Below are 26,381 nucleotides of genomic sequence, written 5' to 3'. Positions count from 1 at the left end.
TTTCTCAGAAATCGAAGTTGATCATTTTGCGCATGAGGAGGGTACCGATGCCCATCCACAGGGCCGAGCCGACCAGCACCATCTTCCCGGTCATCGTCGTGAACAGGAGCGACATGTAGTCGGGGCTGGTCAGGTACACCGCACCGGCGACGAAGAAGGGCAAGGCGCCGATAATGCCGGCGGAGGACTTTGCCTCCGCACTCATGGCCTTGATCTTCGCCTTCATCTTCTTCCGCTCGCGCAGCACCTTGGAGAGGTTTCCCAGCGCCTCCGAGAGGCTGCCGCCCGTGCGGCTTTGGATAGTGATGACGATCGCGAAGAACCTGGCCTCGGGCAAGGGCATGCGTTCGCACAGGCGCTCGACCGCTTCGTCAACCGGCAATCCAAGCGTCTGGTCGTGCGCGATGGTCAGGAATTCGCCCTTGACCGGCTCCTGAGCTTCCGCAGCAATCACGCGCAAGCAATCGGTCATCGGCAGGCCTGCCTTGAGGCCGCGCACGATCACATCGACCGCATTCGGGAACTCGGCGGTGAACCGCTTCAGCCGCCTGTTGCGCGTCGTGTTCACATGGAAGTGCGGCAGGTACAGGCCGCCCGCTGTGGCGAAGCCCAGCGCCGCGAAGGCGCCCAACCCCAGAAGCGCCACCAGAACGTAGATGGCGAGGCCCGTGCCGGCGCAAGCGACCCAATAGGCTCGGGTCGACCAGCCGAGACCGGCCTGACGGAGGCGAGCCTCAAGCTTCGGCTTGCGGCCCTTGCGCACATGTGCCTTCTGCTGCTCCTCTATGTCGCGCAGCGTCTTTTCCACTGAGCGGCGACGGTCGCGGCTCTCATCAGCCGAACCAGTGCGGTTGATCTGCGTGTGGCCGGCGACCCGCTCGAACCGTTGCCGATAGGCGCTGGCTTTCACGGTCCGCGGATAAAAGGCAGCGAGCATCAGGCCGCCGACGAAGCTCGACGCCAGAAAGAAGATGAGCACGGGAAACAGCGAAGCACTCAGCATGTCCGTATTAGCCTTTCTCGGATACTCGGAGATCTTCACGGTCGTCAGGCGGCTGCCTTGATTTCGGCGGCATCGAGGGCAGCGGCCAGGCGCGCTTCCTCGCCATAATAGCGGGCGCGATCCCAGAAGGCCGGGCGGCCGATGCCGGTGGAACGGTGCCGACCGATGATGTTGCCTTTTCCGTCCTCGCCGAGAATGTCGTAGACGAAGAGGTCCTGCGTCGTCACCACGTCGCCCTCCATGCCGAGCACTTCGGTGATGTGGGTAATGCGGCGGGAGCCGTCGCGCAGGCGCGCCGCCTGGACGATCACGTCCACCGACGAAACGAGCATCTCGCGGATCGCCTTGCCCGGCAGCGAATGGCCCCCCATGGTGATCATCGCCTCGACGCGCGAAATCGCTTCTCGCGGCGAGTTGGCGTGAAGCGTCCCCATCGAGCCGTCGTGGCCGGTGTTCATCGCCTGCAGGAGGTCGAAGGCCTCCGGCCCGCGCACTTCGCCGACGATGATCCGCTCGGGCCGCATGCGCAGACAGTTCTTGACGAGGCTGCGCATGGTGATCTCACCCTGCCCTTCGATATTCGGCGGGCGGGTCTCGAGCCGCACGACATGCGGCTGCTGCAATTGAAGTTCTGCGGCATCCTCGCAGGTGATGATGCGTTCGCCGTCGTCGATATAACCGGTAAGGCAATTCAGCAGCGTCGTCTTGCCGGATCCCGTGCCGCCCGAAATCAAAACGTTGCATCGGACGCGGCCGATGATCTTGAGAATCTCGGCGCCCTCGGGCGAGATCGAGCCGAATCGCACCAGCTGGTCGAGGTTCAGCTTTTCCTTCTTGAACTTGCGGATCGTCAGGCTCGGTCCGTCGATCGCCAGCGGCGGCGCGATGACATTGACACGCGAGCCGTCGGCCAGACGCGCATCGCAGATCGGGCTCGCTTCGTCGACCCGCCGGCCCACCTGGCTGACGATGCGTTGGCAGATGTTGAGAAGCTGCTCGTTGTCGCGGAAACGGATACCAGTCTGCTGCACGCGGCCGCCGACCTCGATGAACACCTGGTCGGCGCCATTCACCATGATGTCGGCGATGTCATCGCGTGCGAGAAGAGGCTCGAGGGGGCCATAGCCCAGAATGTCGTTGCAGATGTCGCGCAGCAGCTCGTTCTGCTCCGCCATGGAAATCCCGGCCTTCTTGGCCGCGACGATATCGTTGACGATGGCGCCGATTTCCGTGCGCGCCTCGTCTCCGTCCATGGTCGACAGCGCCGCCACGTCGATGGTGGCGATGAGCGCGCTAAAGATTTCCTTTTTGAAGCTGTAATATTGATCGGCTTTTTCCGCCTTCGCAGCGGCCGGAACTACGGCAGGCTTCGGCACTTCCCGCGGCATGGCGACGGGCGCCTCACTCGCCGCCTGATGGACTTCCGCTTCGGTAACCTTATGATCCGGGATGGATTTTCTGCCGAACATGGGTGTCGCTTCGCTCGTCGTTGGGGTGTTCTCCAGATGCGACAGCGGAAGGCGATCATGCCTTCCGCTTCGCTTGGCGATCGGCGCTGATCCTGGAAGGGGTCAGAGCGCCGTCGAGATGGCGGTGAATTTGGCGCCGATGTCGGTGCCGACGAGTTGCACCGCGCTGATGATGACGACGGCGATGAGGCCTGCAATCAGGCCGTATTCGATGGCCGTGGCACCGGATTCGTTGCGGACGAAGCGGACGAGAAGATTTTTCATGGGGCGATCCTTATTGGGTTGGGGTTGCGCCGACGCCAAGTTCGGCATCACAGGGCCGGGGCTGGGTTCTGCTCGTTCCCGCTTGCTGTGTGGCCTTGATATAGACTTTATTAACCCTTTTGATCCATTCAGCCTGATGGCCGATACCACTTCCGCGGCAGGGTCGGCCTGTTGGCCTAGTCCAATCGTCCGGCCGCACTATCCTCTTGCTTTGCCAGCTTGTTCGAACAGACGGCTCGTCGTCCGTTCACAGAGACGGGAGCGAAAAATGCGGGTGGTTCCAAGGCATGTGGTTCCAGGGCATATAGGGGCCGGATGGCTTGTTCCCGCCTTGCTGGCCTGTACCCTTTTTGGCGCGGCGCAGGCGGCGGAAGATCGCCCGCCGACCACGGCGCTGGAACCGACCCGGCAGACCGAGGGCGTCGTCAGGGTCATTGTCGACTTTGCAAGGCCGCTGATCCTCGCCCGGCCGGCAAGCACGCTCATCATCGGCAATCCGACCATCGCCCAGGCAACGCTCAGCGACGACAAGACAGTCATCCTGACCGGCAAGACGCCGGGATCGACGAACCTCATCGTCATGGACGCCGCCGGCGCCGAGGTCGCCAATATCATCCTGGATGTGGCTGCTGCTGGCGGCCGGTTGATCACCGTCGACGGCGGTAGTGGCCGGGCAACCTACAGCTGCACGGAGCGCTGCGACCCGGTTCAGTCGAACGACGAAACGACTGCTCCTCCGCCCCCTGCCAGTCCCGCTCCGCCGATCAACGAAGGGGGCGAACCATGAACGACTGCCGCCGATCGTTCAGCCGATCGGGATGCGCCGTGAAAGCGCAAGGCTGAAGGAGGTCTCCGTCATCCCGGGAAGAAGAAATTCGAGCGGATAGCGGATCGACAGCACGCGAAAATCGATCCCGTCCACCGTTTGCTTCGTCACGGCAATTTCCAGGCGAGCTGGATCGCCGCTGTCGAAGCTGTCGCGCACTGCACTCGCCAGCTTCGCCTGCGCCTCGCTGTCGGGCGCATCACGCGCGATCTTCCCGATGAGCACTTCCCGGGCGGCGACGTCGGCAGCGTAGGACATGTCGTTGCGCACGTAGAAGGCGCGGCCGAACTCGATGACGCCAAGGACGAGCAGAAGCAGCGGGAAACAGACAAGCGCGAATTCGACTGCCGTCGCGCCCGACTGGCTACGCCAGGCGCGACGAAGGAAGAGGGATAAGGTCATCGGACCTGCACCTGCATCGAGGAGTTGAGCTGGAAGGGCGGCAGCACCTCCGGCAGGGACATGGGCTGGTAATATTTCGCCGCTTCGAGCCGATAGAATACCAGCTGCTGCACTGCATCCGCACAGGGTGTCGTGCCGCATTGCGGCGCGGCCTCCGGCTTGACATCGGCGTTTTCCGGACAGGCGCAGTAGCGCTTCACCGGCGCCAGGGTGACATTGGCCGGTTTGGCGCTTTGCGCCAGTGTCGACTGCAGCACCTTGTCAACCTGCGTCGCCCCGGGATCGGCCATGGCGGCTTGCGCACCCGCCCGAAGGACATGGTCGATCGTCATGCGCTCGTGCAGCGCCAGTGCGACATCGGCCATGGCGACGAGGCCGAGCGCCAATACCGGTGCAAACAGCGCAAACTCCACGGCCGAGGCGCCGGCCTCGGACTTCTTTAGGTCCTGCGCCTTATTGCGAAGCCCTGCCGCTGCCTTCTGCTTGCGTTGCTGCATGTATCTCTGCACCAATCCCGCAAGTCCTTTCTTCCGCGTCCGTCGCTCCCTCGTGCCGCCGACCCGCCACGCAAGCGATACAATGGCCTGCCCCGCCTTTGACTCGGGTGCCGACTCGATGACCAGCTGGCCATTATTGGCCGCCTTGCCGAACAGTTGCGGATCGAAGGGAACGGATATGCTTTCCTCCAGCCCTACTGCGGCGACGAAGTCCTTTGGCTTGATCTCGGCAAGCTTCGGCGTATCTGTCCTGTTCAGCACGAGTCTGGGCGGCGGATCGTTGGGGCGCGCCTTCTTCAGCAGGTCGACCAGGTTCTTCACGTTGCGCATCGACGCGAGATCCGGGGTTGCCGTGATAACGACCTCGTCGGCCTCAAGCAGGATCTTTCGGGTCCACTGCATCCATATGTGCGGCAGATCGACGACGATCTGCCAGGAGCTGGACCGGGCAACATCCAGGAGATGGTCGACATGTTCCTCCTTGAGATAGAAGAACCGGTTGAGATCGGTGGTCGTCGGAAGCAAGTGCAGGTGCTCCGTGTACGGCACAGTCAGGCGCCGCAGGAGGACATCGTCCAGGCGATCAGGACTACTGAGGACGTCGGTCATGCCCTGGACGGCCTCAACATCGAAATCAAGCCCGAGCGTACCGAACTGCAGGTCGAGGTCGGCAACCAGCACATCAGAAGCGATGCGTTTCGACATCGCCAGGGCCACGTTGTGGGCGAGCGTCGAGGATCCGGTACCGCCCTTGGCGCCGATGAAGGCGACGATACGACCGAGTTTCCCGTCGACGGAGTCGCGAAAGCAGCGATGCACCGCCGCAACGAAGTCCATCGGGTCGAGCGGCGTGACCAGGTAGTCGCTGACGCCGGCGTCCAAAAGCCTCTTATAAAGGCCCACGTCGTTGGAACGGCCGACGACAATGACCTTGGTGCCGGTGATGCACTCCATCGCCAGGTCTTCGAGCGCCCTCATCAGGCGGTCCTCCTCGTCGCCGCTCTCCACGACGACAAGGTTCGGCGAGGTGACGCCGCCGTAAAGCGCCGCCGCTTCCTCTATCCCACCTTCGTTGATCGTCACGGTGGCACGCGCCATCCGGCGGTCGATCGCCGCCGTGCGGACCGTCCCCATCAACGCCTCCGATCGGCAGAAGACGGCAATGTCCACCTTCGGGATGGACAGGAGCGGTGCAACCGGTTCCCGCGGGGCCTCTTGGATAATTTTGCCGAGCTGTTTCATCTCTCCGACATTCCTTTGAAAATCATCAGCTGCCACCGGAGCGGGACGGAACTTCGATCATCGACAGCCGCCCACCACTAACAATGCGCACGACCCCTGGTCGGCTTCCTTCCGTCTCGACAACCGGTGCCTCCAGGTTGTCAGCAACCGCGCGCAGCGCAAGCGAGACTGTGCCGGAGGCTTCCGCCGCGGCGATGATGTCGATCTGCCCGGGATCGGCCTCGAGCGTCGCGGTCTTTCCAACGACCGATGTCCCATCGGCGCCTTCGGAAATAGTTTGGTCGACGGCCAGCACCCGTATGTTGGAAAGGACCGCGCGGCTGACGACCTTGCCGTCCTTTCCAGAGGAATCCGGGCGCGCGACGGTGTGGATCACGTCGACATGGTCGTTCGGCAGGATGAAGCCGCCGGCCGTGCTTTCCGCCGTCACGCGAACGGCAATCGCCCGTTTGCCCGAAGGCAGCATACTGGACAGGAAGCCGGCGCCTCGCTGCGCAAGCTTGTCCTCGCGGATCGGCTCTCCGGCGACGAAACTGCTCTGGGCGAGCAGACCCTTGAGCGATTCCTTCGCGTCCGGCCGCGCACTGCGGCTGATGAACACAGGAGGAATCTCGCCCTCCCACGCCTGCCAGCGCAGGTGGGGTTCCTCGAGGGTCGTGCCGCGGGCCAGCTCTTGAGCGGCGACGAGCACCTCCTGGGAAGGAGATTGTTGAACTTCGGCGGCCTCGACGGTCGGCTGATCGGCAAAGCCGAGCGCCAGCCAGGAGGCGGCACCGCCCGACGCGAGTGCGAAGAGGAGAATGACCAAGCGGATCATGGCAAGACCTGTTTTGTTACGAACTATTATGTCTTCAGAGGAGAGCAGCGAACCAATGGCTTTCCGGCAGCAGCAGGAGTGCAGCAGGGGCCATGGCGGCACCGTACGGAATGCCCGTCTGGGGCGTGTGCAAGCGGCTCGACCAGGCTCGTTTCTGCAGGAGGACCGGCAATGGCATTTTGCGGAACTGCATCAGCGAAAGCGTCAGAACCGCGCCAAGCACCGAGGCGCAGACGACGAAGGGAAGAGCAAGGCCGGCACCGAGCCAGAGCACCGCGACCGGCAGCAGCTTCGCATCTCCGCCGCCGATCCAGCCGAGGGCGAAAAACGTGAAAGTGAAGGCGAGCACCGCGGACGCAACGAGGATGCTCGACCAGATCATCGGCAGATCCACGCCGGCGAGCGGCGCAAGCACTGCGAAGGCGACCAACAGGAATCCTACAAGGCGGTTCGAGATCGTCATAGTCATCACGTCCTTGATGCCGGCGTAGGTCATCGTTCCGGCAAAGAGCAAGAATGCGAGCCAAGTTGCGGTTGTGGAGATCATCGTGGTGGTGCCTTTTACGAGGGCAACGGTCGCCCGTTTCAGTGCCGCGAATATGCCGCCTGCAGCACCCAATCGCCATTCGACCTGATGGCCTAAGCGAACGGATCGAGGGGTCTCGGTCGGACTAGGCCAACCAGCCGAATCGCTTGTGCACCCGGCGCCGGATATATATCCGCGCTGAATATCGGGAGCGGAGACTTTCCAAATGAGCAGGGAGAACTATGTGACCAAGGTGGAAAAGACGTCGCCGCGTCTGCGCCGACGTGCACACTGCCTCCTTAAGGACGATGCCGGCGCGGTCGCCGTTGTTGCGGCGATCGTTTTCCCCGTGCTGGTCGGCGCCATGGGGCTCGGGGCGGAAAGCGGTTATTGGTATATGGAGCAGCGTAAGCTGCAGCATGCGGCGGACGTTTCGGCCCATGCCGCTGCCATCCGTCATCGGGCGGGCGATCCGAAACCGGCGCTCGAGAACACGGCGCTGAGGATCGCAAGCGCATCGGGCTATTCGCCCGGCACCATGACCGTCAGCACGAAGCCCGGACTGAGCGCAGGATCAAGCAAGATCACGGTCGAGCTGACGGAGACGCACCCGCGCCTGTTTTCGTCCATCTTCGTCGGCGAGCCCGTCACGCTCTCGGCCCGTGCGGTCGCGGAGGTCAAGGGAGGCTCGAAGGCCTGCGTGTTGGCCCTGTCGGGCTCGGCGTCGGGTGCGGTGACCGTCACCGGCTCGACCCAGGTGCAATTGTCGGGCTGCAGCGTGGTCTCCAACTCGAGCGCGGCGGACGCCTTCCTGATGAGGAACGGCAGCGCGGTCATGTCGACGGATTGCGTCTACACGGTTGGCGAGGCGGTAACAACGACAGGGCTGACAATGACCGGCTGCAGCGAGCCGATCGAACGGGTCCCGCCAACCCCGGACCCTTTTGCGAGCGTCGCCGAGCCGGACAGGTTGCAGGTCCAGTTGCTTCCCTGCCGGACGCTTGACCATGTCTCCAACTCGTCCTACGTGCTCGACCACCTCCTAAGCGGTGTTCCCGCGATCCGCTTCTGCGGGGGGCTGGACATCAAGGGAACCATTACCCTGAAGCCTGGCCTCTACATCATCGACGGAGGCGATTTTACCGTGACCGCGGGAGCGAAGCTCTCTGGCGAGGGCGTCACCTTCTATTTCACGAACTCCGCGACTGCGAAGCTGCTTGGCAATGGTGACATCGATCTGACCGCCCCGACGACTGGCCCCTATGCCGGCCTGCTCTTCTTCGGAAGTCGCCGCGACGCGGGCGTTGTCCATCAGGTGACGGGGAATTCGGAATCGACGCTTGAAGGGAATATCTACATCCCGACCGGCCGCATCGAGTTTACCGGCAACTCAACGGTATCGGGCGGCTGCACCCAGATCGTTGCCAATGAGATCACCTTTACGGGCAATTCGGCGATGGAGACCTGCGCCTCGCGTACCGATGAGATCATCGTCGGCAAGACGGTAATGCTCGTCGAATAGTCGTATAAGCACCGCTGCTATGAAACGGGAAGCTTTGAAGCGGTGTCCCTCCACTATCGTCACGGACGTCCGGCGTCGGTTCTAATCACCCGTTCTTCCAGCGCGAAGGGCGGTCGCCGGCGATTCCAAACATCAGTTCGGCCAACGTCACAATGGATAGATATAGGGTCTCGTTCAGCCAGGAGTGCAGCAGCAATCCAGGATCTCTCTCCATTCTCCTCTGGTGACAAGACGAACGGCGCTTGGGTCTATGTCCTCCCGATTCAGTTTCGTGACCGGGTTGCCGACATTCCGGCGAACGACATTAGCGGACGGGCGAAACTTGCTCCGACAGGGAAGAAACCAGCGCGAGCGGCCTAACACAGCAAGCGGCCGAAGAACTTTTTCGCGGACTTCAGGCGCTTGCGATGCGTGCTCAGCGCCAATCTCACTGGCCGAGATTCTTGATATAAAGCGAGAGCAGCTGCGTCTGTGAAGAGATGCCGAGCTTTCGGTACACGTTGCGGCGATGAACCTTGACCGTTCCGGTTGAAATCCCGAGCTTCAAACCGATCGATTCGGACGAATGGCCCTGAAGCACGAGTTCGATGATCGCCGCCTCTCGTTCGGTGAGATTGAGATGCTGCCAGACGCCATCGGCGGGCGGATGCACTGCTTTGCGGCGGCTTCGCCCCATATTCGCAAGCGCCGCATCGAAGCGGCGATCGAGGTCCGCCCAATGGTGACGCACCAGCGCCGCCACCATCGGTTCCGCCTTTTTGAGAAGCGCGAATTCAGCCGGGCCAAACACGCCCGTCGCCTCGCGCCGCATCAGCGACAGAACGACGGTGACCTGCTCGCTCACCGTTACAAAGAAGCCAACTTCTTCGGCCAGCCCCGTCCGCACATAGTAGGTGCGGTAATATTCGCTTGAAAAGAACCGGTCGGGCGCGAGCTCTCGCATCCGCCAAACGCCCGGCTTCGGCGCGCAGGCCGCATGGTAGAACGGATCGAGAAGGTAGGGTCCCGCCTGGTAAAGGCTTACGAAGAGGACGTGATCCTTGGCATCGAAGGTACTGTAGAGATCAAGCGGCCGCTCTTTGCCGCGATAAGCAAAGACGACCACATAGTCAAAGGTCATCAGAGCGGACATCAGTCGCCGGAACGTGCTGCCTACCGCCTCGTCATTCATCGGCGTGCCATTGATCAGCGGCGCCAGAATCTCAAAAAGTTTCTCGAGATCGATGCCCACCTCATTCTCCCCTGCTCCAAGGTATACTCCTTCCACAGGACCGGCGGCGTTGAAATACCTCTCTTGGGGTATATACCGGCGCGCCTGCCTAAGACTAGGCTGACTGTCAATGACGGTGGGAAGAAGCGGCAGGACAACCGCTAAAATTCCGAGAATGGCCGCAGGGAACAGACGTGACATCCGCTTCGACGAACGACATCGAATTCCGTTCGGTTACCAAACGCTATGGCAGCGTGACGGCCGTGTCGGACATCAACCTCACCGTACCCAGAGGCGCGTTCGTGGCGCTGCTGGGCCCCTCCGGCTGTGGCAAGACCACGTGCCTGCGCATGATCGGCGGTTTCGAGCAGCCGAGCGAGGGCGCCGTTTATATCGGTGGCGACCCGATGAACGGTGTCCCGGCCTATCGCCGTCCGGTCAACATGGTCTTCCAGCAATATGCGCTGTTCCCCCATCTCGACGTCGAGCAGAACGTCGCCTACGGGCTGAAGCAGATGCGCCCGCGCATCGCGCCTGTCGAGATCGCCCGCCGCACGCAGGAGGCGCTCGAACTGGTGCGCCTCGGCGGCTACGACAAGCGCCGCATCCATGAACTATCCGGCGGTCAGCAGCAGCGCGTGGCGCTTGCTCGCGCCATCGTCAACAAGCCAAAGGTGCTGCTTCTCGACGAACCGCTCGCGGCGCTCGACAAGAAGCTGCGCACAGCCATGCAGATCGAGCTCCAGAGCCTGCAGCGCGAGCTCGGCATCACCTTCGTTCTCGTTACCCATGACCAGGAAGAAGCGCTGTCGATGAGCGACCTCGTCTGCGTCATGAGTACCGGCCGCATCGTCCAGATTGGACCGCCCCAGGAAATATACGACCGCCCCGCAAGCCTCTTCGTCGCCGATTTCGTCGGCAAGACGAACCGCATCGCCGCGACAATCGAACCGGACGCAAGCGCGATCCGGTTCGCCAACGGGGTCAGCCTTCAAAAGCCCTCGCGCGCCAACGGCACGGTCGGCCCGGCCTTGGTGGCCCTGCGCCCTGAAGCGATCAGCATCGTTCGCGCTGGCGATGCAACTCTCCAGGGCATTGTTACCCACCGCATCTTTCTCGGTTCATCAGTCGAATACTCGGTCGAGGTCGATGGGCTCGGCGATTTTCTCGTCACCGCCGATCGCCGCAGTCTCGATGAAAGCGCGCTCGCGGAGCCCGGGGAAAGGATCGGGCTCGTCTTCGACCCAAACGCAATGCATGTTTTTCCGGCCTGAACGCGCCGGAGCCATCGCATCAACGCATGTCAACGATAAGGGAACAGCATCATGACGAAGTGGTATAGAAAGAATGCACCGATCACCGCGGACAAGCTTGCTGACGAGTTGATGCGCTTGAAGCGCGGCTCGGTCACCCGCCGTCACTTCCTCGGTGTCACCGGCCTTGGCCTCGCGACCGCGGTGCTGGCGCGCCAACCCGGCATCTTCAACGCGACGGCATTCGCCGAAGATCTTGGCACCCAGATGTCGATCGCGACCTGGCCGAACTATCATGACCCCGCCACCTTCGAGGCTTTCAAGGCCGCAACCGGCGTCGCCGTCGAGGTCAACGTCTTCGGCTCGAACGAGGAGATGCTTGCAAAGCTGCAGGCCGGGGGCACGGGTTGGGACCTCTTCGTGCCCACCAACTACACGATCTCGACCTATGTGAAGCTCGGCCTCATCGACGAACTCGACATGTCGAAGCTGCCGAACTACGACGCCTCGACGGAGAATCCCCGCTTCACGAATGAAGGCATCGTCGACGGCAAGACCTATGCGCTGCCGAAGAACTGGGGAACGACCGGAATCGCGCTGAATTCCGACAAGATCAAGAAGCCCGTCACGAGTTGGAAGGACTTCTTCGAGGTGGCGATGGCCGAGGCCGACGGCCGCGCCATGGTGCACGACTACCAGCTCACCACCATCGGCAATGCCTTGGTATCGCTTGGCTTCTCCTTCAATTCGATCAAGCCCGATGAACTCGCCAAGGCAGAGGAGGTTCTGATCAAGGTCAAGCCGCATCTCTACGCGATCAACAGCGATTACCAGCCGGCCATGCGCGCGACCGACGCCTGGATGACCATGTGTTGGACCAACGACGGCGCTCAGCTCAATCGCGACATGCCGGAAATCAAGTTCGTGCTCGGTAAGGACGGCGGCGAGATTTGGTCGGACTTCTACGCGATCCCGAAGAGCGCGGCCAACAAGGCTGCGGGATATGCCCTGCTCAACTACCTGATGGCGCCCGAAAACGCCGTCAAGGAGCACATCGCCAACGGCGCGCCGACGACCGACAGCCGCGTCCTGAAGCTGCTGCCGGCAGAGGTGACTTCGAACAAGATCGTTTATCCGGACGAAGCGGCGCTGACCCCGCTCGAATTCGGCGCCGCCGTAACGCTCACCGACCCGGGCCGCGCGGAGCTGATGGCGCGCTTCAAGGCGGCTTGAGGTGAGGCTGATCGCCGCTCATCCCGCTGCCGCGCTCTTCTCCCAGTTTTGATGGGAGAAGGGACAGGCGGGTGCCGCGAGTGCCCTTCGCCCTGCTGCCGGAGAAGGTGGGGGCCAGGTTCACGAGCATTTCTGACGGACCACTCTATGCGTAAGGCAATGAAGACGAAGAGGAACCTGGTAACGGCGGCGCTGGTTGCGCCGGCGGCCGCGTGGCTGACCGTCTTCCTGGTCCTTCCTTTCATCGCCATGCTCGTCTTCGCCTTCGGTGAACGCGCGCCGGAGGGCGGCTATCAGGCCGCCTTCACCTTTGCGCAGTTCGCCAATCTCCCGACACGGGCGGCCGCCTTCTGGAACACGCTGCTGCTGGCGCCCGCGGGCGCCCTGCTCTGCCTGCTTGTCGCCTACCCTGTCGCCTATTACCTCGCGCTCAAAGCGAACCCGCGCTTCCGTTTAATCCTCGTGTCGCTCGTCGTGGTGCCTTTCTGGACGAGCCTGCTCGTGCGCACCTACGCCTGGATGTATATTCTCGGCTCGCGCGGCATTCCCCACCTGCTCGCGATGATCGGGATCGAGGACGTCCGCCTGCTCAACACGCCCGGAGCCGTGCTGCTCGGCATCGTCTATGGCTACCTGCCGCTGATGATCATGCCTATCTATGTGAGCCTCGAAAAGCTCGATCGGCGTCTTCTGGAGGCCTCCGCCGATCTTGGGGCGAAGCCGGTCTCGAGCTTCTTCGGCGTAACCCTGCCCCTGTCGCTCCCGGGCGTCATGACCGGTGTCGCGCTCGTGACCATCTTGCTTCTCGGCGAGTATCTGATCCCGCAGCTTCTCGGTGGCGGCAAGGTCTTCTTCATCGGCAACGCGCTGGTCGATCTTTTCCTACAGTCGCGTAACTGGCCTTTCGGTTCGGCGATCGCCGTCACGCTGGTCGCAGTTGTGGTCATTGTGCTCATGGTCGCGATGCGCATTGCCTGGAAGGTCGCCGGAACAAGACAGGTGGATCTCGTCTGATGCGCGCTCTCGTCTCCTCCGTCTATCTCTTTCTCTATGCGCCGATCGTTCTGGTCGTCCTGTTCTCCTTCAATGCGGGGCGCAATGCCAGCGAGTTCACCGGGTTCTCGACCGCCTGGTACGGCAAAGCCCTCGGTAACACCTTCCTGGTCTCCGCGCTGCAGAACAGCCTGATGATCGCCTTCACCAGCGCCGCACTCGCCGCGGTATTCGGGACCATGGCCGCGCTCGGCATGGAGCGGCTCGGCATCCGCACGCGGGCGGTCTTCGATGCATTGTTCGCCGCGGCGATCGTCGTTCCGGGTGTCGTCATTGGCATCGCCACGCTCGTCGCCCTTGTCGCTGTGTTCTCCTTCGTCAATCCGGCGCTCGCGACGATCTGGCCGGGCGATCACCCGCCACAGCTCGGGCTTGGCTACGGCTCGATCATCGCTGCCCACGGCCTCTTCTCGATGGCGCTCGTCGCCATGATCGTGAAGGCGCGAATCGCCAGTCTCGGCCGCGACATCGTCGAGGCGTCGAGTGATCTCTATGCGACGCCGCTCACCACTTTTCGGCTGATCGTACTGCCGCAGATCCTGCCCTCGATCCTCGCCGGCTTCTTGCTCGCCTTCACCTTCTCCTTCGACGATTTCATCATCGCCTTCTTCGTCGCGGGCTCGAAGACCACCTTGCCGATCTATGTCTTCGCCTCGATCCGTCGCGGCGTGACGCCGGAGATAAATGCGATCGCGACCCTGGTTCTGGTCGCCTCGCTTCTCCTGATCCTGACAGCGCGCCTGCTGATGCGCGAGAAGAAAAGTAAATCCGGGGAGTGAAACCATGATCCTGAAAGACCGGATCGCGATCGTGACCGGCGCCGGCTCCGGGATCGGTCAGGCGGGCGCTGCCATCATGGCGCGTGAAGGCGCCCATGTGGTCGTCGTCGACCGCAGCGCGAAGGCTGCCGTAGAGACGGTGACATCGATCGCCGCCAAGGGGGGCAGCGCCGAAGCGCTCGCTATCGACGTCACCAACGACGAGGCGCTCGCGGGCGGCATAGCTGACGTCGCCGCGCGGCACGGCCGCATTGATATCCTGCACAACCATGCTGGCGCCCAGGTCGCCGGCGATCTTGAACAGGTCGAAGTGGCGGGCTTCGACCGCTCCTGGAACCTCAATGTCCGCGCTCACTTCATGGCCGCCCGCTTCGTCATGCCGGCGATGAAAGCCGCAGGCCGCGGCGTGATCGTCAATACCTCCTCGTCTTCCGGCGTGCTCTACGACCGCGAGATGATCGCCTATACAACGACGAAGCATGCGGTGATCGCCATGACTCGGCAGATGGCCGGCGACTATGCGAAGTATGGTGTGCGGGTGAATGCTCTTTGTCCCGGCTGGGTCGACACCCCCTTCAACGAACCCTTTATCAACCAGATGGGGGGGCGGAGCGCCATCGATGCCTACATCCGCAAGAAGGTGCCGCTCGGCCGTTGGGCGAGTGTCGACGAGATCGCTGAGTCGATCCTCTTCCTTGTTTCCGACCGCTCCTCTTATATGACCGGTCAGATTCTGGTGGTCGACGGCGGCGAAACCGTGGTTTGAAAGTCAGTTCAAGTCGAGAACCGCGAGTGATGCGGCTTACAGCATTCGCAACCCGGGAGCGAGGCAGCCTATGTGCTCGACGGTCTGTTCGACGCCGCCATGATCCTTCAGAGAGGGCTTCATGCTTTGCTGCTTCCCAGACGAATCTTAAGCGGACTCGGTCCAAAAAAGATACGGGCAGCTCAATGCAGACTCGGCAGACGATGCCGTACAGGTAGTTTTCACTTTGATTATCCGGGCAGCCCACGCGTGCACGTTGGTGTGCCAGTGAGTAAGTGACAAACAATGCGCTCTATTTCTTGACAGAAAAAATCAAGTTATCTAACACCCCTTTGTGCCAACGCACTCAGCTCCTGCAAAGCGAGCCGACTGTTTTGGTCATTGTTCTCAAAGGGGGCTCGTATGGAACTGCGTGTTGGACTGCTGGCTGTCTTGCTGGCGACGGTAAGCCGCGTCGCACTGGCGCAAGATGCGACGGCGCTGGAGCGTCTCGAAGTGAGGGCGAGCAACGCGAATGCGACGATTGGCACAGCGGTGGAAGACTATGCCGGGGGGCAGGTGGCGCGCGGCGGTCGCGTGGGCTTCCTCGGCAATCGCGACTTCATGGACACGCCGTTCAATATCACCAGCTACACGGCGGCGACGATCGAAAACCAGAATGCAAAGACCGTGGCCGACGTCCTGGCCAACGACCCCTCGGTAAGGAGCACGCACGCATCCGGCGGCATGCTGGACTCGTTTTACATCAGAGGCTTCCCTTTGAATGAGGGGAACTTCGGCGAGGTCGCTTTCGATGGCGTCTACGGCGTCGCCCCGACCTACCGCCTGTTTACGGATTATATCGAACGTGTGGAGGTCCTCAAAGGGCCGACAGCACTCCTCTATGGCATCTCTCCCAACAGCAGCGTCGGCGGCACTGTCAATATCGTGCCGAAGCGCGCGTCTGACGTCGACCTGACCCGAGTGACGACCGACTATGCTTCGGATCTTTATGGCGGCGGCCATTTAGACGTCAGCCGCCGGTTTGGCGACCAGCGGCAGTTCGGCGTTCGCTTCAACGGCAGTTATCACGGCGGCGACACGGCGATCGACAACCACTCGCTGGACGTTGCGGTCGGGGCGCTGGCACTCGACTACGAGGGCGAAGACTTCAGAGCGACATTGGACGTCGTCGGGCAGCGCCAGGACATCGACGCCCCATTGCGCCCATTCTTCCCCTTTGGCAGCTTTGAAATTCCCGACGCGCCGGCCGGCCGCTCCAACATCCAGGAACCTTGGGAATGGGCAAGGACGGACGACTTGTCCTGGCTGGGGCGGGTTGAATATGACGTCAGCGACGCCGTCACCGTGTTCGCAGCCGTCGGCGGCGGCAATTCGCGCGTCGAGCGGCTCTTCGGTACGCCACTGCTTCTTAACTCCGCCGGCGACGTCAGTGTCACGCCGCAGAATTTCGTTTTCGATGTCGACCGCCTGACGGCGGAGGCGGGCGTTCGGGCCGAGTTCGAGACGGCGGCAATTGATCATTCGGTCACATTCCAGGTCAGCGGACTTCAGCAGAGTCTCGCCCGCGGCTCGAACTCAGGGACTGCGCAGTTAACCAATATCTTCGATCCGCTTCCTCGCCCCGAGCAGGATGTGCCGCAACCGACGCATGTGCCAAGAGTCTCGGAAAACATCTTCCACGGTTTCGCGCTGTCTGACACGATGTCGATGTTCGACGAGCGCGTGCAACTGACTTTGGGTGGGCGCTGGCAGCACATCGACACCGAAAACTACAGCCCAGTCACGGGTGACGTCTCTAGCTCTTCCGATGAGAGTGCATTGACGCCGCTTGCCGGCATCGTCGTCAAGCCGTGGGAGAATGTCGCGTTTTACGCCAACTACGTCGAGGGGCTGAGCGTCGGCGACACCGCTCCGACGACGGCGGTTAATTCGGGCGAAACACTCGCGCCCTACCGATCCAGGCAGTACGAGGTCGGCACCAAGGTCGACCTGGGCCGGGTCGCGGTGACCGTCAGCGCCTTTCAGATCGAAAAGCCTTTCGGCGTGCTCGAGGCGCGCGGCAGCGATCTGGTCTTCGTCGAAGGCGGCGAGCAGCGCAACCGCGGCGTGGAGTTGAACGTCTTCGGCGAGGTGACCCCCGAGATCCGAGTGCTCGGTGGCGTCACCTTCATTCACGGTGAAATCACGAAAACGAATGATGACGCGACGCGCGGCAATACGCCGATCGGCGTGCCTTCGCTGCAGGTCAATCTGGGGGCGGAGTGGGATACGCCCTTCTTGACCGGCCTGACGCTCACCGGCAATGTCATCCACACCGACGAGCAATTTGTGAACACCGCAAACACCCAGGAAATCCCCTCCTGGACGCGGCTTGATCTCGGCGCCCGTTACCTGACCGAGATCAGTGAGAGGCCGGTCACTCTCCGGGCCAACGTCGAAAACGTCTTCGACCTCGATTACTGGTCAGGGGTCGCGAGCTTCGGCACGATTTCGCAGGGTGCGCCGCTGACTGTGAAGGTCTCCATGACGACCGATTTCTGATATCGGGTGCACGTCCATCGCCGATGACGACACAGCCTCTGGTGAAATTAGAGGAGGCGCCGGCTAGTAGCCGGCGGCCTCCAGCCATTTGATCCAAACAAATACAAGTTTGCGAAAGTCGGTCGGCGACTTGCCGACGCAGGCGACCAGTTCTACACGCGTTGCCGCTGCGCAAAAGCAAAGGCCAGGCTCTTCGTTGAATCCCGCCCATTAAAAGCACTTTCAGGTTTGATTGCCGGACGCCGCTCCCTCGTTGTCCATTGAGAATGAGCTGGCAGCGGCCTGCCATTTTTATGCACCTTACTCGGTGCTGTCAGCAAGGCTGATGGCATAGCCCGGACGATAGGGAATGGGCAGGAAACGGCGGTGGTACTCCGCAAATGTCGCGTCCGGATCGAGATCGGCAAACAGGTCCGGGTGAAACCATTTCGCCAGTTGCTGGACGGCAAAGAACTCGTAGGGGCTGTTATAGAACTGATGCCAGATGCCGTGGAAGTTCCGCGTCTTCTCAGCTGCGATATCTGTGTAGGCACTGCGGCTGGTGAACCATTCGAGCTTTTGCCGGGTCACCCTCGGATCGGCGCCGGGGCCGAGCGGGATCCAGTGGCCGCCGGGTACATAGGCCTCCCAGTCGGCGCTGGTGACGACCACATGTTCGGGGTTGGCGGCGATCACCTGCTCGGGGTTGAGCTGGCCGAAGGTCGTGGGGAGGATGTCGCTGCCGATATTGTGGCCGCCGGCAAGCTCGACATATTTGCCGAAGTTTTCGGCGCCGAAGGAAAGGCAACAATCGTCGGCATAGCCGCCGATCCGCTCGACGAAGACCCTTGGGCGCTCGGGCTTCGCCAGGGCAAGAACGTCGGTCACGCGGGCCATGGCCTTATGGCGGAATTCGATGATCTCTTCCGCGCGCGCCTCGCGCCCCATGATCTTGCCGAGCAGGCGAATGGTCGGCTCCGTGTTCTTCAGCGGATAGTGGCGGAAGTCGATATAGAGGACCGGGATTTTCAGCTCCGCCAGCTTCTCGATATATTTGGCGTCCTCGTTGGCGCGCATGGCCTCCAGATTGAGAAGGACGACGTCAGGCTTCTGGACGATGGTCGACTCGATCTCGATCAGCCCGTTTTCCTGCCCCGGGGAGGCCGGCAGCTTGGCGAGCTTGGGAAAGGCCTGGAGATATTGCGCATAGGTGGCCGGATCGGCTTCGATCAGGTCGTTGCGCCAGGCGACGACGCGGGACAAGGGATCTTCCGTATCGAGCGAGGCGATCAGATAGAGGTGCCGTCCCTCGCCAAGGAGGATGCGCTTGACCGGCGCGTTTACCGTCACCTCGCGGCCGGCAATGTCGGTGACGGTGATCGGGGCTTGCCCCTCCGTCGCCGCCTGCTCCTCGGCGAAGGCCGGGGCCGGCATCCATAGGGCCAGCATGGCTCCCACGGCTAGAAACGCCGAACGTATTCTCCTCACGATATTTCTCCCTTATCAAACGACCGGCGCGATTTGAGCCACAGGGCGAGCGCCACTAAAAATGAAAGGCCGTAGAGGCTTGCTACGAGCGGGAACGCCACTTCGAGCCCAAAGCGTTGAGTTGCGACGACGCCGGCGATGATCCCCACGACCGACGCGCCCTGCTGGCAGGTTTGCGCGAGCCCGAGGATCGACCCCTGCCGGTCGCTCAGCGTCGCGGCCGAAACGAGCGACAGGAGGACCGGGGTCGTTCCCCCCAGAAGGGCGCCCCAGGCAAGATAGAGCACGGCGAAAAGGCCGATGTTGCGGGTCGAGCCGGCGAGGCCAGTGACCAAGAGGCAACCGGCCACGATCAACACGCTCCACCCGAGCACAAAGGCCGGCGCGCGCCACGCGAATATCCTTGCCCAAACCGGCGCACCGACGACGAAGCCGAGCGCAAGCAGCCCGTAGCTCAACCCCGCGATCCAGTGCTGGGCGCCGTAAACCTCGGACATATAGAGGGCAAACGGCACCTGCAGAACCATCCGGCTTGTGAGCAGCAAACCCATCAGCACGAGAAGTCCGGAGACGGATATGCCGGTCGAGACAGCGCCGGATGCCGCCGTCGCCTTGGCCGGTCCGACGCCGCCGGTTCCTTGTGGCGGAACCGGCAGGCTCGCCCAGGCGACGCCGGCGCAGAGCGCGCAGATCACGCCGGCGGTGAGATTGACGGCAGCGAAAGGCAAGGCATCGAGGATGAGGCCTCCGAGAAAGGCGCCGCCGAGCGAGCCGACGTTGGTCGCCACCTGAAGCCAGGCGAAGAGAGCGGCGCGATCGCGCCCGCCGGTCACCTGGACGCCGTAGGCCTGGGCCGGGGCGATGTAGCCGGCGCAGGCCCCTTGCAGGAAGCGCAGCGCCAGAATGGTCCAGACATCCTGCGCAAAGGCGACGAGCAGTTGCGTGACCGCCAGTCCCGCCAGGGCCCGCACCATCATCAGGCGATTGCCGAAGCGGTCGCCCATGCGTCCCCAGAAAGCGCTCGTCAGCGAGACGCCGAGCATGGGGCAGACATAGACCCCGATGCCTGCGAGGGCGAAGACGCCTTCGGAGGGGCTCAACGCCCTGATCTGGATCGGCCAGAAGGGACCGCTCATCTCCATGGCGCCCATGGAGATGAACTGCAGGGCGAAGAGCAGCGCGAAGACGGGTCCGAAGCCGCGCAGGACGGCGACTGCCCCCGTCATTGCGCGCTCGCCAGCGGATTGGGCAAGTGATGTTCGACCCGGTAATCGCGATAGCGCTCCAGATGCATGCGCAGGACCGAGCGGGTCGGCCAAGGCCGTTCGAGGAAGGCTTCGCGCTCCTCGATCCAGAATGCATCCGACTGCATGCGCGGCCGGAGCGCCTCGAACGCGGATTCCGTCTCTTCCCGCAGGATCCGCCACAGGCTATCGCCCGTGAGCGAATATTCTCCGGTGAGGCAGAGCGCGATCTCATGGAGGTGGCAGACGAAGCAGGCGTCGATGACGAAAGATCGCACGGGGCTGATGTCGTCGTCGAACGTGGTCGGCAGAATGCCCTTGCGGCTGAACGGCTTCAGATCGTAGCCAAGCTCCTTGAAGAGCGGCGTGAAACTGCGGGCGTCGCCGAAGTCGCGGATCAGCAGCTTTTGCGGCATGCCGTGATCGTCGAAAAGCACGGTGCTGTTTTGCTGATGCGCCTCGAAGGCGATGCCGTAGAGCAGATACATGGCAAGCGCCGGCCGGACGACGGTGCGTGCATAGGCGCGGAAGAACGCCGTAACAGTCGCCTCGCTCTCGCTGCCGGCCCTGGCGATGAGTTCGCAAATGAGCGGCCGGCCGTCGAGCGGACCTGCCGTCAGCAGCGCCGCCACGGTCACCGGCAGCATGCGGTCTTGCCGAGCGAGGGCATCGACATTGCGATAGACCACCGAAAGGAAGCGGCCGGGATGTTCGTCGCCCGTCTCCGGATGGCGCAGAATCGCGCCGAGTTCTTCGGTGAATATCTCCAGCCCGAGTCTCAGATCATCCTCCTTCGACAGGATGTCGGAAATCAGCGTGCTGAGGCGCGGTCCCATATGGATCGATTTCCCCTGCAGCGTGCGCTGTTCGCTTGTCATCCAGATCGCCACCGGCAGCTTGATGAAGGGCCTTGGCGCCTCGGTCTCGGGAAGCATCGTGCGGAACGACATGGCTGGGAGCGTGACGATCTCGGGACCTTGCGGGTCGAGCACGCCGGACTCGATTTCGGCCGCGAATTCGCGGCGCACGAAATTTTCGAGATGCCAGCCGTGGATGGGCAGCGGCAGCCAATCCTCGGGCGCCTTGCCGCGCGCCTTCAAGCCCTCGGCCCATTCGTACCAGAGGTCCGGGAAGTTCGCGGCAAACCATTCCAAATAGCTGCCTACCTGCGGCATCTTCTCGACATAGGCCCAGTCGCTACGCAGTGCCGCGATGCGCAGGGGCACCCGCGCGCCGAACTCGGGCGACAGCGCCGCGACATCCTTGGGCGCCAGCCCCGGCTTTGCCTTCCAGGTCGGATAGAAGGGATGGCCCTCGAGGGCGCCCCATTGGTCGAGCGTCATCGCCGCGAGATGCGTCGGCAGGGCTTCTTCGAGATAGGCAAGGAAGCCGCGCGCGCCGGCCACGGCGATCTGCTGACGCAGCGTGGCACTCCAGCTTTCCCGCGCGCGGCGGGCGAGGATATCGTTGCTCATGCTGTTGTCGATGTCGCGCAGCAGATGCTCGATCCCGTCGGGAGCAGGCGTGAACGTGAGAGAAGGAGCAACCTCCCGCATCAGTGCCGCCGGATCGTCTATTCTCTGGCGACCGTTGGCCGCGTCCAGCACCTCGATCTGGCCGCGATTCCGCAACGTTCCGGCCGGTGCAAGGCGCAAATCGGTGAAATGCAGCACGCGCCGCGACGCCCAGAGCGGAAACCAGGCCTGGCGGCCGTCACGCGCCCACAGCAACGCGTCGGGATCGAGCAGGCGTTCGGCGAACAGGCAGCGCACCAGCCGGTTGATCGCGTTGCGCGACGCGTTCGACAAAAGCGCGAGATCATCGCCCGAAACGGGATCTGCCGCGAAAGAAGTTCTGTCGTCCATCATTGAGCCTCCGGCCAGCCTGTCGGAACATAGTCCGGCGCGCCGCCGGCCAATTGGCCGTGGTAATGGCGCGCCCAGTTATAGGTCTTGGAGATCGTGGGGACCGCCACTCCGAGCCGTGCGGCAATCGAGACGAGCAGCGCCTGTCCAAAGGCAATGTCCTCATGAAAGGTGCGGCTTTCGCGATCGATGACGAGACCCGGGCCATCGGGATTGGGGACGAGCGGCGCCTGTATCCCCGCATAGGCGCGGTTGGTGCGCAAGAGCGAGTACATGGTCCGATCGTCTCCGATCTGGTCTCCATAAGCCTCGATCAGTTCCTGGCGAAGCGGCTTCACCGAACTGAGGTCGATGCCGAGCCGTGCCTCGCTCGCCCGCCGGATGGCCTGGTTTTCCGCGTCCAGGGCCTCGAGTAGTTCGGCACCCGCAAGCGGGCAATCGCTCCACCAGCAGATCGGCTCGGCGAAGGGCCTGTCCTCGAACGGAGCCCCGGGGCCGATCAGGGCGTAGAGCACCGCCGGGTGCATCAAGGGGTTGCCGGGGGTCAGCGTGATCTCGAGGTAGTCGTCGAGCATGGTAACGGGCGCGTCGTAGAGGCGATTGAGCATCGCCCCGAGCGCGGCGGCGCTTTCCGCGCTTTCACGGCGGTGAAGGGCGGCAAAGAGTTCGGCCTTGCCGCCGCCCATCCGCACTCGTTGCCCGGGGACGAGATCAAACGCGGTGTGCGGCACGTCCTTCATGCCCCAGACGACGACATTATCGCGACCCTCAAGTGCTCCCGCCGCAAGCCAGTCGAAGCCGCAAAAGCCGGGGATCGCCCCGACATAGACGCTTCTGTCGCGCGGCAGGTGCGGTGCCATTTGCGATAGGAGTGCCGGCCGCGCCTGGGCCGGCTGTGTTATCACCACGACGTCGGCGCGTTCGAGCGCCATGCCGGGATCGGTGCCGACATGGTCTGGCCGGGCGCTCAGCAACTGATCGTTCGGCGTTTGCGCATACCATAGGCCGTCGCCGTCCGCCCAGGCTTCCGCGACTTCCGTGGAACTCGTCAGCACGGAAACTTCGATGCCCGGGCGCTGCTTGAAGAGGACCGCGTTCAAATGTCCAGTGCGGCCCGCTCCGCAAATCGTCACCTTCATGCGGCACGCGCCCTTCCGGCGAGCCAACCGTCGAGCTGGGCGGCGATGGCGGGTTCGAGCAGGCGGCGCTTCGCCATCCACTCATCGTCAAAGATCGTGCCGAGATACTTCTCGCCGCCATCGGCGACGGTGGTCACGACCGTGCCGGTCAGCTTGCCTTCGACGATGAACTCCAGTGCCTTGAAGATGGCACCGCCGGTCGAACCGCCAACGAGCAGTCCCTTGCGGCGGGCGATATAGCGCGCCGTCTCGAAGGCCTGCACGTCGGTCACCTGGACCCCCTCGTCGATGCAGCCGTAGTCGAGCACCTTGCCGACCTCGTCGCCGGCGGGCGTGCCCGTGCCGGATTGATAGTAAGGATGCCCGGGCTTGCCGAAGACGATCGATCCGGCCGGTTCCACGGCGATCGTGCGCACCGCCGGGTTGTGTCGCTTGAGGCGTTGCGCGATGCCGGTCATCGATCCTCCGGTCCCGACGCAGCCGACGAAGGCATCGATGCCGCCCGGAAGCTGGGCGATCAGTTCGTCGACGAGGCCGGCATAGCCGTCCGGATTCGCCGGGTTGTCGGACTGGTTCATGAACATCGCGCCGGGAAGCTGGGCGCCAAGCTGCGCGGCGAGGCGCTGCCGCTCGACGACGGCGACCTGGTCCTCGGCAAAATCGCCTTCGACGTAGCGGATCTCGGCGCCGAGCGCCCGCATCATCCGGATCTTGTCGGGTGCCGCATGGTGATCGACCACGGCGATGAAACGCAGGCCGAATTCCAGCGCCGCCAGCGCCAGGCCGGTACCGGTGTTTCCGGAGGAGGATTCGACGATCGTGCCGCCGGGTGCCAGGCGCCCGTCCTCAAGTGCGGCAACCACCATGCTGCGCGCCATGCGGTCCTTCATTGAGCCGCCCGGATTGTTCTTCTCGATCTTCAGCACCAGGGTGGCGTCGCGTTCCGGTACGTCGATCGACATGACCGGCGTCTGGCCGATCAGTTGCGTTACGGTCGTGTGCAGCATCTAAACCTCTCCAATAGTGTCGGGGACGAGAGTGGCCCGCCCTTCTGCGTCGTCAATGACGCAGAGGCGGGCGGGCATGGGGTGGCGATGGAACTCGTTTTCGAGGAGATCCATCTGGTAGCCGCCGGTGTTGGCGTAGACCAGAAGGTCACCGGCCTGCGGTGCAATCGGGAAGGTCAGCCATCTGTTGCTGATGACGTCTTCGTCCAGGCAGCTATGGCCGGCCAGATAGGCACGGATTGGCGGCGATTGAGCGGCCGGCCTCGTGACCGGCACGAGAATCGGATCGACCAGGAATTCGGAGGCGAACCAGGTTTCGCAGGCGCTGAAGCTGCTGCCTTCGACAAAGATGACGTGCGAATCCGGACCGAGTGCCTTCACCCGCGAGATCCGGAAGACGGTGATCGCCGCCTGGTCGGTCAGGGCGCGGCCCGGCTCCATCGCGAGGGTGAGGCCCTCACGCGCCAGATAGCCGGCTACGCTTTGCCCCTGGCTCATTTCCGCCTCCAGGAGCCGGTGCAGCCAATCGGCCGGCGAGAGAGTGCCACCATAGGGATAGAAGGAGTCCGGTATTTTCCCGGTGCGATAGTCCTCGGGCGCCTGCGCCGCGAGATGTGCCCGGTATTTGACCTGGTCGACATATTGGATGGGCAGGCCGCCACCGATATCGATCATGCGCGGAGAAAATCCCATCCGCCGGGCCTTGGTAATTAGGTCGGCAGCTTCGCTGAGCGCCGCGACACGCGTCTCCCAGCGATAGCCGCTCAGGTGGAAATGCAGCCCGTCGAAACGCAACCTGTTTTCAGCGGTAAGGCGAGCAAGGCAATGAACGACCGCGTCGCCTGGCATGCCGAAGCGGCTCTTGCTCTGGTCCCTCGGCCGCAAACGCAAGAGGATCGGCTGTGGACCGGCATCTGCCGGCAGACCGTCGATGAGATCCTCCAGCTCTTCCGGCGAATCCACCGATATCAGCGCGCTGCAATCGATCAGCTCTTTATGAAAAGCGCTCGTCTTCGCCGGTCCCGTCGCCACGAGCCTTACACCCTCGGCCCCGAGCCGCCTTGCGTCGCGAAGTTCGCAAAGACTGGAAACGTCGAGCCCGGCACCCGCGCTGAGCGCTGCCCGCATGAGACCGAGCGATTTGTTGACCTTCACCCCATAATAGACCGCATGCCCGACGCGGCGCTCCGTCAGCACGCCTTTCAAGGCGGCAAGATTCTTTTGCAACGCATCCGGCCAAACCAGATTGAGAGGCGAGCCATAGCAAGTAACCCAGTCCAGAAGAAGGGGACCGTGTCGGGTGAGAAGGTCTGCCGTCGCCGATCGCAAGATGGGCGGCAGGCCAAAGCCGATCTTGTGACCATGCAGCGTCATGACAGGGCCCCCGCGGAATGGACCGGCGCCACGTCCATCGGAGAGGGACTGCTCAAAAGCTCAAGCGGCACATCGCATCTCGGCAAGCCCTGCGCGAAAATGTGCCGAGTCGTCTTGTAGGGAAACTTGCGCCCACTGCGCGCCATCGCGAAGATTTCCGAGGGCGTGATGTTCTCATCCGGGCGCCAACTTTCCACCCGCACGGAATCGTAGTCGAGAAGGACCACGGGCACCATGGCGAGTCGGAGGCGGTGCGCGACGGTCAGCCGGTGATGACCGTCCATCACGAACAACTCATCCTTCTCGACTGTTATTGGGGCGGTCCATGAGCCCGCTTGCAGGATTTGGGTCTGCAGTGCATCGACCCTGTCGAGATTCACCTCTTCTGTCGGGATCAATTGTGCTGGGGAGAGAAGGCAAAATTCCATGCGGTCCGGCCTCGCGCTCGCTGTTTTGCATCGCACACATTTCTTGAGTATATGACTCAAGATATGTGCCGCTATAGCCAGCGGTGATTGTATCGTCAAGAGCGCCTTCAATGAACGATTGCTTGGCGCGCCCGGAGAGCGCGCGACAACGTAACCCTTTTCTTAAGGCAGCAAATGCACCTGCCTGATTTCGAGCTACTCCTCGTTCCGACCCGTCTCTTATGGTCACGGATTGCCGGAGGATTACTGCGAGAAAGGGTAGAGAAGGGTGGAAGGTCAGTTGGACGAACGTCGCAAGTCCGCGTCTCGGCCATTCGGACTAACCCAGCAGACGACCACCGCTACCGCTGTCGAGAGCGGCGGAGCTAAAGGTCGTCTTTGAGACCGGAAGCGGAAACGATGTCCGATCCCTAGCTATGGTCTGGTGCAGGTCTCGGGCAGGATTTGAATC

23 protein-coding genes are annotated in these 26,381 nt (G+C 62.7%); 8 read left to right on the top strand and 15 right to left on the bottom strand.

Annotated features, from left to right (window positions below; genetic code table 11):
• Positions 1-4: 4 nt before the first annotated feature.
• The 3 genes from NGR_RS01835 to NGR_RS01825 all read right to left on the bottom strand — a co-directional run bounded on the left by NGR_RS01835 (position 5) and on the right by NGR_RS01825 (position 2,736).
• Positions 5-1,003, bottom strand: a complete 999-nt coding sequence (locus tag NGR_RS01835; protein ID WP_012706437.1) for a type II secretion system F family protein — start codon at positions 1,001-1,003, stop codon at positions 5-7.
• Positions 1,004-1,047: 44 nt separating this feature from the next.
• Entirely contained in the window at positions 1,048-2,472 is a 1,425-nt protein-coding gene (locus NGR_RS01830) for a CpaF family protein (protein WP_164923805.1), read from the bottom strand.
• Between the two features lie 102 nt (positions 2,473-2,574).
• Complete coding sequence (locus tag NGR_RS01825) at positions 2,575-2,736, bottom strand: Flp family type IVb pilin (protein WP_012706435.1); 162 nt, start codon at positions 2,734-2,736, stop codon at positions 2,575-2,577.
• A 268-nt stretch (positions 2,737-3,004) separates the two neighbouring features.
• Between NGR_RS01825 and NGR_RS01820 the strand changes: the two genes are divergently transcribed.
• Entirely contained in the window at positions 3,005-3,523 is a 519-nt protein-coding gene (locus NGR_RS01820) for a pilus assembly protein N-terminal domain-containing protein (protein WP_012706434.1), read from the top strand.
• Positions 3,524-3,541: 18 nt separating this feature from the next.
• Here the strand turns inward: NGR_RS01820 and NGR_RS01815 are convergent, their stop codons facing one another.
• The 4 genes from NGR_RS01815 to NGR_RS01800 are packed head-to-tail and all read right to left on the bottom strand — an operon-like array spanning position 3,542 to position 7,067.
• Positions 3,542-3,964: a TadE/TadG family type IV pilus assembly protein gene (locus NGR_RS01815; protein ID WP_012706433.1), complete on the bottom strand. Its 423-nt coding sequence runs from the start codon at positions 3,962-3,964 to the stop codon at positions 3,542-3,544.
• Positions 3,961-5,703, bottom strand: coding sequence for an AAA family ATPase (locus NGR_RS01810; protein ID WP_012706432.1), 1,743 nt, complete (start codon positions 5,701-5,703; stop codon positions 3,961-3,963). Before NGR_RS01810 ends, NGR_RS01815 begins: the two co-directional genes overlap by 4 nt.
• Before the next feature lie 25 nt (positions 5,704-5,728).
• On the bottom strand, positions 5,729-6,520 hold the full coding sequence (cpaB, locus tag NGR_RS01805; RefSeq protein ID WP_012706431.1) for a Flp pilus assembly protein CpaB: 792 nt from the start codon (positions 6,518-6,520) through the stop codon (positions 5,729-5,731).
• A gap of 34 nt (positions 6,521-6,554) precedes the next feature.
• Positions 6,555-7,067, bottom strand: a complete 513-nt coding sequence (locus NGR_RS01800) for an A24 family peptidase (protein WP_012706430.1) — start codon at positions 7,065-7,067, stop codon at positions 6,555-6,557.
• Between the two features lie 205 nt (positions 7,068-7,272).
• Here NGR_RS01800 and NGR_RS01795 point away from each other — a divergent pair, with 205 nt between their 5' ends.
• Positions 7,273-8,568, top strand: coding sequence for a pilus assembly protein TadG-related protein (locus NGR_RS01795; protein WP_012706429.1), 1,296 nt, complete (start codon positions 7,273-7,275; stop codon positions 8,566-8,568).
• Positions 8,569-8,995: 427 nt separating this feature from the next.
• On the opposite strand, the gene NGR_RS01790 is transcribed toward NGR_RS01795, so the two are convergent.
• Positions 8,996-9,799, bottom strand: a complete 804-nt coding sequence (locus NGR_RS01790) for a helix-turn-helix transcriptional regulator (RefSeq protein WP_012706428.1) — start codon at positions 9,797-9,799, stop codon at positions 8,996-8,998.
• A gap of 173 nt (positions 9,800-9,972) precedes the next feature.
• Here NGR_RS01790 and NGR_RS01785 point away from each other — a divergent pair, with 173 nt between their 5' ends.
• The 6 genes from NGR_RS01785 to NGR_RS01760 all read left to right on the top strand — a co-directional run bounded on the left by NGR_RS01785 (position 9,973) and on the right by NGR_RS01760 (position 17,406).
• Positions 9,973-11,052: an ABC transporter ATP-binding protein gene (locus NGR_RS01785; RefSeq protein ID WP_012706427.1), complete on the top strand. Its 1,080-nt coding sequence runs from the start codon at positions 9,973-9,975 to the stop codon at positions 11,050-11,052.
• A gap of 51 nt (positions 11,053-11,103) precedes the next feature.
• On the top strand, positions 11,104-12,264 hold the full coding sequence (locus NGR_RS01780; protein ID WP_012706426.1) for a polyamine ABC transporter substrate-binding protein: 1,161 nt from the start codon (positions 11,104-11,106) through the stop codon (positions 12,262-12,264).
• Between the two features lie 147 nt (positions 12,265-12,411).
• The gene (locus tag NGR_RS01775) at positions 12,412-13,278 is read left to right on the top strand and encodes an ABC transporter permease (protein WP_164923804.1); all 867 of its coding nucleotides are present in this window, start codon (positions 12,412-12,414) and stop codon (positions 13,276-13,278) included.
• Entirely contained in the window at positions 13,278-14,096 is an 819-nt protein-coding gene (locus NGR_RS01770) for an ABC transporter permease (RefSeq protein ID WP_012706424.1), read from the top strand. Before NGR_RS01775 ends, NGR_RS01770 begins: the two co-directional genes overlap by 1 nt.
• Positions 14,097-14,100: 4 nt before the next feature.
• The gene (locus NGR_RS01765) at positions 14,101-14,862 is read left to right on the top strand and encodes an SDR family NAD(P)-dependent oxidoreductase (protein WP_012706423.1); all 762 of its coding nucleotides are present in this window, start codon (positions 14,101-14,103) and stop codon (positions 14,860-14,862) included.
• 402 nt (positions 14,863-15,264) lie between these two features.
• On the top strand, positions 15,265-17,406 hold the full coding sequence (locus NGR_RS01760; protein WP_012706422.1) for a TonB-dependent receptor: 2,142 nt from the start codon (positions 15,265-15,267) through the stop codon (positions 17,404-17,406).
• 300 nt (positions 17,407-17,706) lie between these two features.
• Here NGR_RS01760 and NGR_RS01755 read toward each other — a convergent pair whose 3' ends face one another.
• Genes NGR_RS01755 through NGR_RS01725 form a run of 7 tightly spaced genes read right to left on the bottom strand, consistent with a single transcriptional unit; the run spans position 17,707 to position 25,930 of the window.
• Entirely contained in the window at positions 17,707-18,834 is a 1,128-nt protein-coding gene (locus tag NGR_RS01755) for an ABC transporter substrate-binding protein (RefSeq protein WP_164924033.1), read from the bottom strand.
• Between the two features lie 35 nt (positions 18,835-18,869).
• Positions 18,870-20,099, bottom strand: a complete 1,230-nt coding sequence (locus tag NGR_RS01750; RefSeq protein ID WP_012706420.1) for an MFS transporter — start codon at positions 20,097-20,099, stop codon at positions 18,870-18,872.
• On the bottom strand, positions 20,096-21,982 hold the full coding sequence (locus NGR_RS01745) for an IucA/IucC family protein (RefSeq protein WP_164923803.1): 1,887 nt from the start codon (positions 21,980-21,982) through the stop codon (positions 20,096-20,098). The genes NGR_RS01750 and NGR_RS01745 overlap by 4 nt, the downstream gene beginning before the upstream one ends.
• Positions 21,982-23,121, bottom strand: coding sequence for an NAD/NADP octopine/nopaline dehydrogenase family protein (locus tag NGR_RS01740; protein ID WP_012706418.1), 1,140 nt, complete (start codon positions 23,119-23,121; stop codon positions 21,982-21,984). The genes NGR_RS01745 and NGR_RS01740 overlap by 1 nt, the downstream gene beginning before the upstream one ends.
• Positions 23,118-24,128, bottom strand: a complete 1,011-nt coding sequence (locus tag NGR_RS01735) for a PLP-dependent cysteine synthase family protein (protein ID WP_012706417.1) — start codon at positions 24,126-24,128, stop codon at positions 23,118-23,120. Before NGR_RS01735 ends, NGR_RS01740 begins: the two co-directional genes overlap by 4 nt.
• Positions 24,129-25,502 (bottom strand): Y4yA family PLP-dependent enzyme, encoded by a 1,374-nt coding sequence (locus tag NGR_RS01730; RefSeq protein WP_012706416.1) that lies wholly within the window; start codon positions 25,500-25,502, stop codon positions 24,129-24,131. It abuts the gene before it with no gap.
• Positions 25,499-25,930 carry a ParB N-terminal domain-containing protein gene (locus NGR_RS01725; RefSeq protein WP_012706415.1) on the bottom strand — a complete coding sequence of 144 codons (432 nt, stop codon included), beginning with the start codon at positions 25,928-25,930 and terminating at the stop codon, positions 25,499-25,501. Before NGR_RS01725 ends, NGR_RS01730 begins: the two co-directional genes overlap by 4 nt.
• Positions 25,931-26,381 lie beyond the last annotated feature (451 nt).

Origin of the sequence: Sinorhizobium fredii NGR234 (genome assembly GCF_000018545.1) — a bacterium.
Classification (GTDB): Bacteria; Pseudomonadota; Alphaproteobacteria; order Rhizobiales; family Rhizobiaceae; genus Sinorhizobium; species Sinorhizobium fredii_A.
Note: the sequence above shows the minus strand (reverse complement) of the source record. Positions and strands in the feature narration are given on the sequence as shown.